Raw genomic sequence first — 16,011 nt, 5'->3', positions numbered from 1 at the left:
GCATCACTGATCGTAACGGTATCACTCGTACTGGTTCCTGCAACAACACCACTTGGTAAGGTGCCTAAACTCGCAATAGCCGTCTCATCTCCTTCTATCAAACCATCAGTAGCTGCATCAACTGCTACTGCACCTGTGTCTGAGCCATTGGGAATCGTAATGTTTACAATGCTGGTATAGTCTGTACCATCAGTAGCCGTACCACTCATCACTACAGGGATTACAATAGCACTGCCTGTAGTGTTCACCGCATTTAAAGTCGCTGTAAACTCTCCATCTGTACCACCTTCTACCGCTGTATCAACACTTGCCGTTAGGTTTACTGTATATTCCGTAGCATCACTGATCGTAACGGTATCACTCGTACTGGTTCCTGCAACAACACCACTTGGTAAGGTGCCTAAACTTGCAATAGCCGTCTCATCTCCTTCTATCAAACCATCTGTAGCCGCATCAACTGCTACTGTACCTGTGTCTGAGCCATTGGGAATTGTAATGTTTACAATGCTGGTATAGTCCGTACCATCAGTAGCCGTACCACTCATCACTACAGGGATCACAATAGCACTGCCTGTAGTGTTCACCGCATTTAAAGTCGCTGTAAACTCTCCATCTNGCAATAGCCGTCTCATCTCCTTCTATCAAACCATCAGTAGCCGCATCAACTGCTACTGTACCTGTGTCTGAACCATTGGGAATTGTAATGTTTACAATGCTGGTATAGTCCGTACCATCAGTAGCCGTACCACTCATCACTACAGGGATCACAATAGCACTGCCTGTAGTGTTCACCGCATTTAAGGTCGCTGTAAACTCTCCATCTGTACCACCTTCTACCGCTGTATCAACACTTGCCGTCAGGTTTACTGTATATTCAGTAGCATCACTGATCGTAACGGTATCACTCGTACTGGTTCCTGCAACAACACCACTTGGTAAGGTGCCTAAACTCGCAATAGCCGTCTCATCTCCTTCTATCAAACCATCAGTAGCCGCATCAACTGCTACTGTACCTGTGTCTGAACCATTGGGAATTGTAATGTTTACAATGCTGGTATAGTCCGTACCATCAGTAGCCGTACCACTCATCACTACAGGGATCACAATAGCACTGCCTGTAGTGTTCACCGCATTTAAAGTCGCTGTAAACTCTCCATCTATACCACCTTCTACCGCTGTATCAACACTTGCCGTTAGGTTTACTGTATAATTATTAACGTTAAGAAGTATTGAACTTGATTCAACATTTCCACACATAAATGAAGTACTCGATACTATAACACGGTATAAATTACCATCATCTGAGACGGGAACATTAGTTAAATTTAACGAAGCTGTATCACTCCCTGTATAAATATCTGTTGTATTTGCAGGATCGATGTCTACAAATCCACCTCCGGTATCAACTTGCCATCTGTATGTTAAATCACTTCCGGTTGCAGTAACCGTGAATGAAGTATTACTTCCTGTATTTATAGTTTGATTGGCTGATTGAGCTGTTATAGATGGTAAAGTGCCAAAGGTAATAACACCAGATCTCGTTCCTGAGTACCCTCCTTGTCCTGTAACACGACCAATACCATCTACAGAAACAGGTGAGTTTCCTAAAATTTCATCATCATCAGGATCTGTATATCCTCCTTCAATAGCATCAGCACAACCATCATTATCACTATCTGTATCTAAATGGTCATAAACTCCATTATTATCTGTATCTCTCGGTATACAATATCTAAAAGCACTAGTATGTAATGTTACTTGACCTGAACCTGTAGATTTACCTGTTTTTAGTACAATTCTATCTATAGGATCTCCAATTTCTACACTAAAACTTCCATTATTACTATTATTTCCAGCTCCACTATTCGTTGCCAAAAAAGATGACGTTCCATTATATGATACATCACTAGCAACATATACACTAAAATTATCAGGTCCCAGAATAATTTCATTAGCTCCTAAAAATGCTCGAACTTCAACAAAATCATTATTATCCAGCCCTCCAAAATCAAACGCCAAATTTACTACCGGATCATTAAAAGTATATGTATAATCAACAGGTGACGTATTAAAATTTGAATTTTGCGCTCTTTGCACTATTCCTTGACCATTACCGCCCACTGCATTTTGTATTCTAATAAAGCTTAGTGTTGCTCCACCAGAAAGTGTTGCAGTCAAATCAACATCTCTTGTATTGTATGTTGCAGTATTATTTATAGTTGCTCCTAAATTCTGATTGATATTATAGGTTCCACCAGCAGTCCAATCTCCATTACCACAATCAAGCCCTTCATTAATGTCAAGAATTCCATCATTGTCATCATCTTGATCTAAAGTATTAGAAACACCGTCATTATCAGCATCAGGCATATTGACAACAGTAAGTCCCCCATCACTGTCAAAGAAACCTCCTCCTGGAAACGCATCCATACCTCCATTACTACTATCTGTATTAGTTGGATTTGTTGTAAAATCAACTGAAGTCGCATCTGCAGGTAATATTACATACCCATAAACTGCTTGGTTAGGGATTACACCCAAGTCTTGAAAACTCACAAAAGTACCTCTTATTTGTTGAGGACCTCCGTTTTCAGCGGGTTTTAAATTACTCTCACTATCTTGTTTTTGAAAAATAGTATAATTAACCTGTTTTAAACTTGGACCATAAGCAGCAGTATTTACAGTAAGTAATGGAGTAAATGCATTTGGCTCACCAAAAGCATCTAAACCGGTAATAGCTGCTATTTTAAAAGAATCATTTCCGTCTCTTTCAAAAATAGCAAATCCTGCATTTGCTGTAGTATTAGTTGATAGAGGAGAACTATTAATATAATCAAAACGTTCTATATTATTACTTTGGTTCGAGCCTGTATTTACAAACGTATTATCAGACCCTATATTTAGCCTAAATCCTCTAAAAGATTCTTCTACACTAGCCACATAAGACGGTCTTAAATTTATTGTAGTGCCAGATGTAGATTCTCGCTCAAACCATAAGATTTGTCTATTTGATTGACCATCTATAGTACCATTTCTTCTTACCTCAAATTGATCAATTAGGATCACTGTATTGTAAGTAGTACCACCTGCAACGAAACTTCCGTCTATAGTATAATCGTTTTCTATAGTAGTATTTGTACTAAATAGTAAATTGTAAGTTGTAGCAGAAGAATATCCAGGATTCGTTCCATTTCCAACATTAGAAAAATCATTAGAAGAATCGTTTATATCTTTATAACTGGCAGACAGAGAAGTAATACCTGTTTGTCCAAATGTAGAGAAAAACGAAAACAAAAATAACAATACCGGCATTTTAAAGCCAGATAAGACTCGGGTAATTTTTTTCATTTTGACGATGGTTACTATAATTAATTCGTTAACAATAAAATATGTGGGGTAATTATCATTAACTACATATAAATCAATACAAAATATTTTAATTCCACAAAAAAACTACGTTTAAACCGTAATTTATGCTATAAAAATATGTAATTGAGTCGTTTTATGAACCAAAAACTAACTCCAATTACAAGTTATTATCGATGAAATGCTATTTTTCATCGACAAACGTATTGCTCGCCAAAATGATTATATAAAGAAAAATTACTTTTTTTGTTAGTGCTACAAAAAACTATACCAATATTAATATTCCATCCCTTTTATAAAAGAAAGAAAAGATACTATGATTACATATCTATCTTAGCTTTCAATCATTTAATACCAGTATAAAACTAGAGTAAAAGTATAAGTTTTTATTTTTTTTAATAAAAAAAACTATCAAATTTCGTTTAAAAACAACTATAATCGTTCAATAACCTTAGAAAAAGGAATTGTAAGTAGATATAATGATGTTCAGAACAAACTTCATTTAATCTTGTCCTTTTAAGTATTATATTTGTGGTTTTGAGCAAGAATTTGATATGAAATTTACTGAAGAAATAAAAAGAAGGAGAACTTTTGGTATTATCTCGCATCCAGATGCGGGAAAAACAACATTAACTGAAAAATTATTACTTTTTGGAGGAGCTATTCAAGAAGCAGGTGCTGTAAAATCTAATAAAATCAAAAAAGGGGCTACCAGTGATTTTATGGAGATTGAAAGGCAACGTGGTATTTCTGTTGCCACATCTGTATTAGCTTTTGAGTATAAAGGCATAAAAATTAATATTCTTGATACTCCGGGTCACAAGGATTTTGCAGAAGACACTTTTAGAACGTTAACCGCTGTAGATAGCGTAATTGTTGTTATCGATGTCGCAAAAGGTGTCGAAGAACAAACCGAAAAACTTGTCTCGGTTTGTCGCATGCGTAATATCCCAATGATTGTTTTTATCAATAAGCTTGATCGGGAAGGTAAAGATGCTTTTGAACTTCTTGATGAAATTGAACAAAAACTTGGTCTTAAGGTTACCCCTTTAAGTTTTCCTATTGGGATGGGTTACGATTTTAAAGGGATATATAACCTCTGGGAAAAAAACATCAATCTTTTCAGTGGAGATAGTCGAAAAAATATAGAAGAAACCATTGAAGTATCCGATATTTCTTCTCAACACTTAAATGAAATTGTTGGAGAAGAATCTGCAGATACATTAAGAGAAGAACTTGAACTTGTAGAAGGTATTTATCCTAAATTTGATAATGATGCTTATCAAAATGGTGACTTACAACCTGTATTTTTCGGATCTGCTTTAAATAATTTTGGTGTAAGAGAATTATTGGATTGTTTTATAGATATTGCCCCTAAACCAAGACCAAAAGAAAGTGATATTCGAATTGTTAAACCAGAAGAAGAAGATTTTACAGGTTTTGTGTTTAAAATTCACGCCAATATGGATCCAAAACATAGAGATAGGCTTGCTTTTGTAAAAATTGTATCTGGAACTTTTGAAAGAAATACTCCTTATTTACATACAAGACACAATAAAAAATTTAAATTTTCTAGCCCCAATGCATTTTTTGCTGAAAAGAAAGAAGTTGTTGATATCTCATATCCAGGTGATATTGTGGGATTACATGATACTGGTAACTTCAAAATTGGAGACACTCTAACCAAAGGTGAAGTTTTACATTATAAGGGAATTCCTAGTTTTTCTCCAGAACATTTTAGATATATCAATAATGCAGATCCTTTAAAATCAAAACAATTAGCCAAAGGGATAGACCAATTAATGGATGAGGGAGTAGCTCAGCTTTTTACCTTAGAATTAAATGGAAGAAAAGTAATTGGAACCGTAGGAGCTTTACAATACGAAGTAATTCAATATAGATTAGAACACGAATATGGTGCAAAATGTACTTATGAAAATTTGAATGTTCACAAAGCATGTTGGGTAGACCCTGAAACTTCTGACCCCGAAGAATTTAAAGAATTTAAAAGAGTAAAAAATAAGTTTTTGGCAAAGGATAAACGTGGACAGTTAGTTTTTCTGGCAGATTCTTCATTTAGCTTGCAAATGACTCAACAAAAATATCCTTCGGTACAATTCCATTTTACATCAGAATTTTAAAAGTAACTCATTAAAAAAAGTATATTCAGTTATATAGTATACTACTAATCAATTTAACTGAATATACTTTTCTATATAGTTTATGCCTGACCGGTAGGGCCAAAATTCATAGGTATCGGTGCTTGGTCATAATCTTTGATTTCTCCATGTGCTGATTCAAATCTATTGACATTATCACTAAGTGCTTTTAATAATCTTTTTGCATGTTGTGGAGTCAAGATAATTCTGCTTTTTACTTTACTCTTGGGTCTTCCTGGCATTATATTTACAAAATCTACTACAAATTCTGAAACAGAATGGTTTATAATAGCTAAGTTGCTATAAGTACCATCTGCTATTGCTTCATCTAATTCGATATTAATTTGATTTTGTTTTTGCTCCTGATTATCAGCCATACTGAAATATTTTAAAATTACTATAAAAGAAGAAAGCCTACCTTATCAGGTAGGCTTTCTATTTATATCAAAAATTAATTAAAGTTAACTTCTTGTTGTCGTTGTTCCATTCGTTCTTCGAACTCTTCGTTAGAACCAACAATTATACTTTCATAATTTCTCATTCCAGTACCTGCCGGTATTCTATGACCAACGATTACATTTTCTTTAAGTCCTTCTAAGGTATCTACTTTACCGCTTACAGCAGCTTCATTTAATACTTTAGTAGTTTCTTGGAAAGAAGCAGCAGAGATAAATGACTTGGTCTGTAAAGAAGCTCTTGTAATACCTTGTAGTATTGGTGTTGCTGTTGCTGGAGAAGCATCTCTAGCTACAACAAGATTTTTATCTTCTCTACGCAAAGTAGAATTCTCATCCCTCAAATCACGAGGTGAAACAATCTGACCTGCCTTAAGGTTTTCACTATCACCAGCATCTTCTACTACTTTCATACCAAAGATTTCATCGTTTTCTTCTATAAAATCTGCTTTATGTACTAGCTGGTTTTCTAAGAAAATAGTATCTCCCGGATCTTGAATCCTAACTTTTCTCATCATTTGACGTACTACAACCTCAAAATGTTTATCATTAATTTTTACACCTTGTAGTCTATATACTTCTTGTACTTCATTTACTAAATACTGTTGTACTGCAGAAGGTCCTTTAATTTTAAGTATATCTTCTGGTGTAATAGAACCATCTGACAATGGCATACCTGCACGAACATAATCATTTTCTTGCACTAGAATCTGATTAGAAAGTTTAACGAGGTATTTCTTGATTTCTCCTATTCTAGACTCGACGATAATTTCTCTATTACCTCTCTTAATCTTACCAAATGATACTACACCGTCAATTTCACTTACAACTGCAGGGTTAGAAGGATTTCTCGCTTCAAACAATTCGGTTACTCGTGGCAGACCTCCTGTGATATCACCTGCTTTTGCAGATTTTCTAGGAATCTTAACAAGAACCTTACCTACTTTGATCTTATCATTGTCGTCTACCATAAGGTGAGCACTTACAGGAAGGTTATAAGAACGTAATACTTCGTCTCCTTTTCCTAATATTTGAAGTGTTGGTATTTTCTTCTTATCTCGAGATTCTGAGATCACTTTTTCCTGGAAACCAGTTTGTTCATCTATTTCTACCTGATATGTAATACCTTGTTCTATATTTTCATATCTTACCTTACCGGCAAATTCTGAAATAATAACACCATTATATGGATCCCACTGGCAAATTACTTGATCTTTTTCAAGCATATCTCCATCATTAATAAATAATTGAGAACCGTAAGGAATAAGGTTTGTACTTAAAACAATTTTTGTAGAAGGATCGATAATTTTAACTTCTGATGTTCTTGAGATTACAACATCTATTTCGTTTCCTTCAGTATCTTCTCCTTTTACAGTTTTAAGTTCCTCAATTTCTGCTTTACCAGCAAATTTTGATTTTAATTGATTTTCCTCAGAAATGTTACCTGCAATACCTCCTACGTGGAATGTACGTAATGTAAGCTGAGTACCTGGTTCTCCAATAGATTGAGCAGCTACAACTCCAACCGCTTCACCACGCTGTACAGTCTTACCTGTTGCAAGGTTACGACCATAACATTTCACACAGATACCTTTTTTAGCTTCACAGGTTAAAGCAGAGCGAACCTCTACAGACTCTACAGGAGATTTTTCGATAATTTTTGCTGTTGCATCATCTATTTCTACACCAGCTTCAACTAAAACCTCTTGAGTTAAAGGATTGATAACATCTACTAAAGCTGTTCTACCTACTATTCTTGAGGAAAGTCCCTCAATAATTTCTTCATTTTTCTTTAATGCTGTTACTTCAACTCCTCTTAACGTACCACAATCTTCGATATTAACAATAACATCTTGTGCAACGTCTACTAAACGACGTGTTAAGTATCCTGCATCAGCAGTTTTTAATGCTGTATCTGCAAGACCTTTACGCGCTCCGTGAGTTGAAATAAAATATTCAAGGATAGAAAGCCCTTCTTTAAAGTTAGAAAGAATCGGGTTTTCGATAATCTCACCACCTGCAGAACTCGCTTTCTTAGGTTTTGCCATAAGACCACGCATACCCGTTAACTGACGAATCTGCTCTTTGGATCCCCTTGCACCAGAATCAAGCATCATATATACTGAGTTAAATCCTTGTTGATCTTCTCGTATACGTTTCATTGATAGTTCTGTCAATTCTGCATTGGTAGAAGTCCAAATATCAATTACCTGATTATAACGTTCGTTATTAGTAATCAATCCCATGTTATAATTAGCAACTATATTATCTACTTGTGCATTAGCATCAGCAATCATTGTGTGCTTTTCTGCTGGAATAATAATATCTCCAAGACTAAAAGAGAGTCCTCCCTGGAATGCAAAATTATACCCTAATGTTTTGATTTCATCAAGGAATTCGGCAGTTTCAGGAACACTTGTTACTTTTAAAATACCACCGATAATATCTCTTAATGATTTCTTAGTTAAGACCTCATTGATATATCCAGCTCTTTCCGGTACTTTTTCATTAAATAAAACTCTACCAGTAGTTGTTTCAATTATCTTATTTACTAATTGCCCTTCTTCATTTAAATCTTTTGTACGAACCTTAATATTAGCATTAATATCAAGTCTCTTTTCATTATAAGCAATAATTACTTCTTCTGGAGAATAAAATGTTAACCCTTCTCCTTTAATTTCAAGCTCCGGAGTAGATTTACGAGATTTAGTCATATAATATAGACCCAAAACCATATCTTGAGAAGGTACCGTTACAGGCGAACCATTTGCAGGATTCAGAATATTATGAGAAGCTAACATTAATAATTGTGCTTCTAAGATTGCTTCTGGTCCTAATGGTAAATGAACTGCCATTTGATCCCCATCAAAGTCGGCATTAAATGCTGTACATACTAATGGATGTAATTGTATTGCTTTACCCTCAATAAGTTTTGGCTGGAATGCCTGAATCCCAAGACGGTGAAGCGTAGGAGCACGGTTAAGTAATACAGGATGTCCTTTAAGAACATTTTCTAAAATATCCCATACAACAGGCTCTTTTCTATCTATTATCTTTTTAGCAGATTTTACTGTCTTTACAATACCTCTTTCTATTAGTTTTCTAATTACAAAAGGTTTATACAGCTCTGCTGCCATGTTTTTAGGTAAACCACACTCAAATAATTTTAGCTCTGGTCCTACAACAATTACAGAACGAGCAGAATAATCTACACGCTTACCAAGTAAGTTTTGACGAAAACGACCTTGCTTACCTTTAAGAGAATCTGATAATGATTTTAATGGTCTATTTGAGTCTGTTTTTACTGCGGATGCTTTACGAGTGTTATCAAATAGAGAATCTACAGACTCCTGAAGCATACGTTTTTCATTACGTAAAATTACTTCTGGTGCTTTGATCTCCATTAGACGTTTCAAACGATTGTTACGTATAATTACTCTACGATAAAGATCATTTAAATCAGAAGTTGCAAATCGACCTCCATCAAGTGGTACTAAAGGACGTAATTCTGGCGGAATTACAGGTACTACTTTTAAGATCATCCATTCTGGCTTATTCTCTCTATTTTTATTTGCATCACGAAACGATTCTACAACCTGAAGTCTCTTAAGTGCTTCTGTTTTACGTTGTTTAGATGTTTCGTTATTTGCTTTATGTCTTAATTGATATGATAATTCGTCTAAATCAATTCTTCTCAGAATCTCTATAAGACATTCTGCACCCATTTTTGCAATAAACTTATTTGGATCATTATCATCAAGATATAGATTTTCTTGAGGAAGACTATCTAATATATTAAGATATTCTTCTTCTGTAAGGAAATCCATTTTTTGAACTGGTTCACCATCTTCATTTTTTGCAATACCTGGTTGGATTACTACATAACGTTCGTAGTATATAATCATGTCTAACTTCTTTGAAGGAAGACCTAATAAATATCCTATTTTATTTGGTAAAGAACGAAAATACCAGATATGAGCTACAGGAACTACAAGATTAATGTGCCCTACACGATCTCTTCGTACTTTCTTTTCTGTAACTTCTACACCACAACGGTCACAAACGATTCCTTTATAACGAATTCTTTTATATTTACCACAAGCACATTCGAAGTCTTTTACAGGACCAAAAATACGCTCGCAAAACAAACCATCACGCTCTGGTTTGTGAGTACGATAATTAATAGTTTCAGGTTTCAATACTTCTCCATTTGAAGCTGCTAAAACAGACTCTGGAGAAGCTAAACCTATAGAGATTTTATCAAATCTCTTTACTGCATTCTTATCATTATTTCTTGCCATAATATATGGTTGCTAAAGAATTATTGTAATTTAAAATTGAATAATGAACTTGAGTTACACCTCAAGAATACATCAAGAGGTATAACGTATACTATATTATTCTTCTAATCTGATATCAAGACCAAGTCCTTTTAATTCGTGCATTAATACATTAAAAGATTCTGGTAATCCTGGTTCTGGCATTGGTTCACCTTTTACGATACTTTCATATGTTTTCGCTCTACCAATAACATCATCAGATTTCACAGTCAATATCTCACGTAGTGTACTTGAAGCACCGTAAGCTTCTAATGCCCAAACTTCCATTTCTCCGAAACGCTGACCACCAAACTGTGCTTTACCTCCAAGAGGTTGCTGAGTAATCAACGAGTATGGACCAATAGATCGAGCATGCATTTTATCGTCAACCATATGACCTAATTTAAGCATATAGATAACTCCAACGGTTGCTGGTTGATCAAAACGATCTCCCGTACCTCCATCAAATAGATACGTATGTCCAAATCTTGGTATACCAGCTTCATCAGTCAATTCATTGATTTGCTCTAAAGAAGCTCCATCAAAAATCGGAGTAGCAAACTTTCTTTCTAATTTTTGACCGGCCCAACCTAATACAGTTTCATAGATCTGACCAATATTCATACGAGAAGGTACCCCAAGTGGGTTCAAAACAATATCAACCGGTGTACCATCTTCTAAGAAAGGCATATCTTCTTCTCTAACAATACGTGCTACGATACCTTTATTACCATGACGTCCTGCCATTTTATCACCTACTTTAAGTTTACGTTTTTTAGCAATGTAAACTTTAGCAAGTTTGATAATACCAGAAGGAAGCTCATCTCCTACGGAAATAGTAAACTTCTCTCTACGTAGATTCCCTTGTAGATCGTTTTCTTTGATCTTATAATTATGAATAAGATCTGCTACCATTCTATTTACTTCTTCATCAGTAGTCCAAATCCCCTTAGTAAGATGTGTATAATCATCAACACTATTCAGCATTTTTTGAGTATACTTTTTACCTTTTGGTAATACTTCCTCTCCTAAGTCATTCATCACTCCTTGAGAAGTTTTTCCTCCTACTATAATAAATAGTTTATCTACCAACTCAGATTTTAATCTATCGAATTTAGCATCATAAGCTACCTCTAATGCTTCGATATCTTCTTTGTCTTGAGATCTTTTTCTTTTATCTTTTATTGCTCTTGCGAAGAGTTTTTTGTCTATAACTACACCATGTAATGATGGAGAAGCTTTTAAAGAAGCATCTTTAACATCTCCTGCCTTATCACCAAAGATAGCTCTTAATAGTTTCTCTTCAGGAGTAGGATCACTTTCTCCTTTTGGTGTAATTTTTCCTATAAGAATATCTCCAGGCTTAATTTCTGCCCCAACTCTAATCATACCGTTTTCATCAAGGTCTTTTGTAGCCTCTTCTGAAACATTAGGAATATCATTAGTCAACTCTTCGTTTCCTAATTTTGTGTCCCTAACCTCTAATGAATATTCATCAATATGAATAGAAGTAAAAATATCTTCTCTAACTACTTTTTCAGAAATCACGATAGCATCCTCAAAGTTATACCCCTTCCAAGGCATGAATGCTACTTTCATATTTCTACCAAGAGCTAGTTCTCCTTTTTCTGTGGCATATCCTTGACATAAAACCTGACCTCTTTCTACTCTATCTCCTACTCTTACAATGGGTTTTAGATTAATGCTGGTTCCTTGGTTTGTTTTTCTGAACTTAATAAGCTCATATGTTTTAGAATCTCCATCAAAACTTACCATTCTTTCTTCTTCTGTACGGTCGTACTTGATGGTAATTTTTTGAGCATCTACATATTCAACTACTCCATTTCCTTCGGCATTGATTAATACTCTTGAATCTGAAGCTACCTGACGTTCTAGACCAGTTCCTACAATAGGAGCATCTACTCTCAATAAAGGTACTGCTTGACGCATCATGTTTGAGCCCATCAACGCACGGTTTGCATCATCATGCTCTAAGAAAGGAATCAAAGAAGCTGAAATAGAAGCGATTTGGTTTGGAGCAACATCTGCATAATTTACATTTGTTGGTTCAATTACTGGAAAGTCTCCTTCCATTCTCGCAATTACCTTTTCTGAATCTATTGTCCCATCTTCTGTTAAAGGAATATTGGCTTGTGCAATTAATTTTTCTTCTTCTTCTTCTGCACTTAAGTATGTATATCCACTAAGATCTACTTTACCATCTTCAACTTTACGGTAAGGTGTTTCTAAGAATCCCATCGAATTCACTTTTGCAAATACCGAAAGTGAAGAGATCAATCCGATATTCGGACCTTCAGGAGTTTCGATAGGACATAATCGTCCATAATGTGTGTAATGAACATCACGAACCTCAAATCCTGCTCTTTCTCTTGATAAACCACCAGGTCCAAGTGCAGAAAGTCTACGTTTGTGTGTAATCTCTGCTAATGGATTTGTTTGATCCATAAATTGAGAAAGCTGGTTAGTACCAAAGAACGAATTGATTACAGAAGATAATGTTTTTGCATTGATCAGATCAATCGGTGTAAAAACTTCATTATCTCTAACATTCATACGCTCACGTATTGTTCGCGCCATACGTGCAAGACCAACTCCAAATTGTTGTGACAATTGCTCTCCTACTGTTCTTACACGACGGTTAGAAAGGTGATCAATGTCATCAATTTCTGCTTTAGAGTTAATTAACTCTATTAAATATTTGATAATGGTTATAATATCTTCTTTGGTAAGCACTTGCTTATCCATATCGATATCAAGACCTAATTTTTTATTCATTCTATAACGACCAACTTCACCTAAATTATAACGTTGATCTGAGAAGAATAATTTATCTATTATTCCTCTAGCCGTCTCTTCATCTGGCGGTTCTGCATTACGCAATTGACGGTATATATGTTCTACTGCTTCTTTTTCAGAATTTGTAGGGTCTTTTTGTAATGTATTATGAATTATTGCATAATCACCCTTTTGGTTATCTTCTTTATGCAATAAAATTGTTTTGGCACCTGATTCTATAATTTCTTCCAGGTGATCTTTATCTAAAATCGTATCACGATCTAGAACGATCTCATTACGTTCTATAGAAACTACTTCTCCTGTATCTTCATCTACGAAATCTTCATGCCAAGTATTTAGAACACGGGCTGCTAACTTACGTCCTAAAACTTTCTTTAATCCTGACTTAGAAACTTTTACTTCTTCAGCAAGATCAAATATTTCCAGTATATCTTTATCTCTCTCAAAACCGATCGCTCTAAAAAGAGTGGTTACCGGTAATTTTTTCTTTCTATCAATATATGCGTACATTACGCTATTGATATCTGTTGCGAATTCTATCCAAGAACCTTTAAAAGGTATAACTCTTGCAGAATATAATTTAGTTCCATTTGCGTGAAATGATTGTCCAAAGAATACTCCCGGAGAACGGTGTAATTGAGATACTACAACTCTCTCTGCTCCATTAATACAAAAAGTACCACTAGGAGTCATATAAGGGATAGTTCCTAAATATACATCCTGAACGATCGTCTCAAAATCTTCGTGTTCTGGATCTGTACAAAATAATTTAAGACGGGCTTTTAAGGGTACACTGTACGTAAGGCCTCTTTCTATACACTCTTGAAGATCATACCTAGGTGGGTCTACGAAATAATCTAAAAATTCTAATACAAATTGATTACGAGTGTCTGTAATCGGGAAGTTTTCCATGAAGGTATTGTATAAACCTTCGTTTCCTCTTTCTTCAGATTTTGTTTCTAATTGAAAGAAATCCTGAAAGGATTTGATCTGAATATCTAAGAAATCAGGATAGTCAGGTCTATTCTTTACAGAAGAGAAATTCAATCTTTCAGTTTGCGTTGCTAACATCAATGGACGGAATTAAATTAAAATTTAAAAAGGGTGTATATAACACTTAGTGTTTATATACGCAAAATGGTTTAGACCTTAGAGACAAAATCTCCAGGTCTAAACCTATATATTATCTTATCTTAAGCTTATTTAAGCTCAACCTCTGCTCCTGCCTCTTCTAATTGAGCTTTAAGAGCTTCTGCTTCGTCTTTTGCTACTCCTTCTTTGATTGCTTTTGGAGCACCATCAACTAATTCTTTAGCGTCTTTAAGACCAAGTCCAGTTAATTCTTTTACTAATTTAACTACTGCTAATTTAGAACCTCCTGCAGCTTTAAGTATAACATCAAATTCTGTTTTTTCCTCAGCAGCATCACCACCTCCAGCAGCAGCACCTCCTGCTACAGCAACTGCAGCAGCAGCTGGTTCGATACCATACTCTTCTTTTAATATATCAGCTAACTCATTAACTTCTTTTACTGTTAAGTTAACTAATTGTTCTGCGAAATCTTTTAAATCTGCCATTTTCTATCGTTTTAAATAATTTTTTTTAATTGAAATATAGTTTTTTAAAAAGTGCGTACACTGTTATTGATTATCCTTCTTTTTCGGATAATGTCTTAAGAATACCTGCAATTTTTCCTCCACCTGACTTTAATGCAGATACTACATTCTTAGCTGGTGATTGTAGAAGACCAATAATGTCTCCGATAACTTCTTCTTTAGATTTGATATTAACTAAAGCTTCTAAGTTCTCGTCTCCAACATAAATTGCTTCTTCTATGAAAGCTCCTTTTAATAAGGGTTTTTCAGATTTTTTACGGAATTCTTTAATTACTTTTGCAGGAGCATTACCTGTCTCTGCAAACATAATAGAAGTATTACCTTTTAATGTAGCAGGTAATTCTCCAAAATCTTTATCAGAATTCTCCATTGCTTTAGCAAGAAGAGTATTCTTTACTACTTTTAATGATACATTAGCTTTAAAACAAGCTCTTCTAAGGTTTGAAGTTGTTCCAGCATCAAGACCTGAAATATCAGCTAAATAAATATTAGCATTTTCAGTCAACTGAGCAGTTAAGTCTTCAATTACCAATGATTTTTCTTCTCTTGTCATAATCGTTTATCTTAATTACCCAGCAAAGTTTTTAGAGTCAACCTGTATCCCAGGGCTCATTGTAGAAGACATATAAATAGACTTTATATATACTCCCTTAGCAGCCTGAGGCTTTAACTTTACTAATGTTGTTATTAATTCTTTAGCATTTCCTGCTATTTTCTCTGCATCGAAAGAAGATTTACCAATAGCCGCATGAACGATACCAGTTTTGTCTACTTTAAAATCAATTTTACCTGATTTTACATCTGATACTGCCTTTGCTACATCCATTGTTACTGTACCGGTTTTAGGGTTAGGCATTAAACCTCTTGGACCTAAAATTCTACCTAAAGGACCTAGTTTACCCATAACACTTGGCATAGTTATAATCACATCTACATCTGTCCAACCTCCTTTGATCTTATCAAGATATTCATCTAAACCTACAAAATCTGCACCAGCTTCTTTTGCTTCGGCTTCTTTATCAGGAGTAACTAATGCTAATACCTTTACATCCTTTCCTGTTCCATGTGGTAATGTTACAACGCCTCTAACCATTTGATTAGCTTTACGTGGATCAACATTAAGACGAACAGCAAGGTCTACAGAAGCATCAAAATTAACACTTGTTACTTTTTTTACTAAAGCAGAAGCTTCATCCAAACTATAAGCTTTATTTTTCTCTATTTGAGCGCTCGCTTCTTTTTGCTTTTTGGTTATTTTTGCCATTTTATGAACGTTTTA

General features: G+C 34.8%; 9 protein-coding genes. 1 reads left to right on the top strand and 8 read right to left on the bottom strand.

What is annotated here, in order from left to right; all coding sequences use genetic code 11:
* Together FHK87_RS24625 and FHK87_RS26635 are read right to left on the bottom strand one after the other, a co-directional pair.
* Positions 1-584: Calx-beta domain-containing protein (locus FHK87_RS24625; protein WP_262711282.1), on the bottom strand; the 584-nt coding region annotated here is incomplete at its 3' end.
* Positions 526-1,257, bottom strand: coding sequence for a Calx-beta domain-containing protein (locus FHK87_RS26635; protein WP_449371679.1), 732 nt, complete (start codon positions 1,255-1,257; stop codon positions 526-528). The genes FHK87_RS24625 and FHK87_RS26635, both read right to left, overlap by 59 nt.
* Positions 1,258-3,920: 2,663 nt before the next feature.
* Between FHK87_RS26635 and FHK87_RS24615 the strand changes: the two genes are divergently transcribed.
* A complete protein-coding gene (locus FHK87_RS24615) occupies positions 3,921-5,507 on the top strand; it encodes a peptide chain release factor 3 (RefSeq protein ID WP_140597541.1) in 1,587 nt (528 codons plus the stop codon).
* A gap of 80 nt (positions 5,508-5,587) precedes the next feature.
* Here the strand turns inward: FHK87_RS24615 and FHK87_RS24610 are convergent, their stop codons facing one another.
* The 6 genes from FHK87_RS24610 to rplA form a co-directional block, all read right to left on the bottom strand.
* The gene (locus FHK87_RS24610) at positions 5,588-5,902 is read right to left on the bottom strand and encodes a DUF3467 domain-containing protein (RefSeq protein ID WP_140597540.1); all 315 of its coding nucleotides are present in this window, start codon (positions 5,900-5,902) and stop codon (positions 5,588-5,590) included.
* 74 nt (positions 5,903-5,976) lie between these two features.
* Positions 5,977-10,281 carry a DNA-directed RNA polymerase subunit beta' gene (gene rpoC, locus FHK87_RS24605; protein ID WP_140597539.1) on the bottom strand — a complete coding sequence of 1,435 codons (4,305 nt, stop codon included), beginning with the start codon at positions 10,279-10,281 and terminating at the stop codon, positions 5,977-5,979.
* Positions 10,282-10,377: 96 nt separating this feature from the next.
* The gene (rpoB, locus tag FHK87_RS24600) at positions 10,378-14,187 is read right to left on the bottom strand and encodes a DNA-directed RNA polymerase subunit beta (RefSeq protein WP_140597538.1); all 3,810 of its coding nucleotides are present in this window, start codon (positions 14,185-14,187) and stop codon (positions 10,378-10,380) included.
* Between the two features lie 128 nt (positions 14,188-14,315).
* The gene (gene rplL, locus FHK87_RS24595) at positions 14,316-14,693 is read right to left on the bottom strand and encodes a 50S ribosomal protein L7/L12 (protein ID WP_140597537.1); all 378 of its coding nucleotides are present in this window, start codon (positions 14,691-14,693) and stop codon (positions 14,316-14,318) included.
* Positions 14,694-14,763: 70 nt separating this feature from the next.
* Positions 14,764-15,285, bottom strand: coding sequence for a 50S ribosomal protein L10 (rplJ, locus tag FHK87_RS24590; protein WP_140597536.1), 522 nt, complete (start codon positions 15,283-15,285; stop codon positions 14,764-14,766).
* A 15-nt stretch (positions 15,286-15,300) separates the two neighbouring features.
* Positions 15,301-15,996, bottom strand: coding sequence for a 50S ribosomal protein L1 (gene rplA, locus FHK87_RS24585; protein WP_140597535.1), 696 nt, complete (start codon positions 15,994-15,996; stop codon positions 15,301-15,303).
* Between the last annotated feature and the right edge of the window lie 15 nt (positions 15,997-16,011).

The organism is Aquimarina algicola (genome assembly GCF_006443095.1).
Lineage (GTDB): Bacteria > Bacteroidota > Bacteroidia > Flavobacteriales > Flavobacteriaceae > Aquimarina > Aquimarina algicola.
The sequence above is the reverse complement of the archived record's forward strand: the minus strand, read 5'-3'. Positions and strand labels throughout refer to the sequence as shown.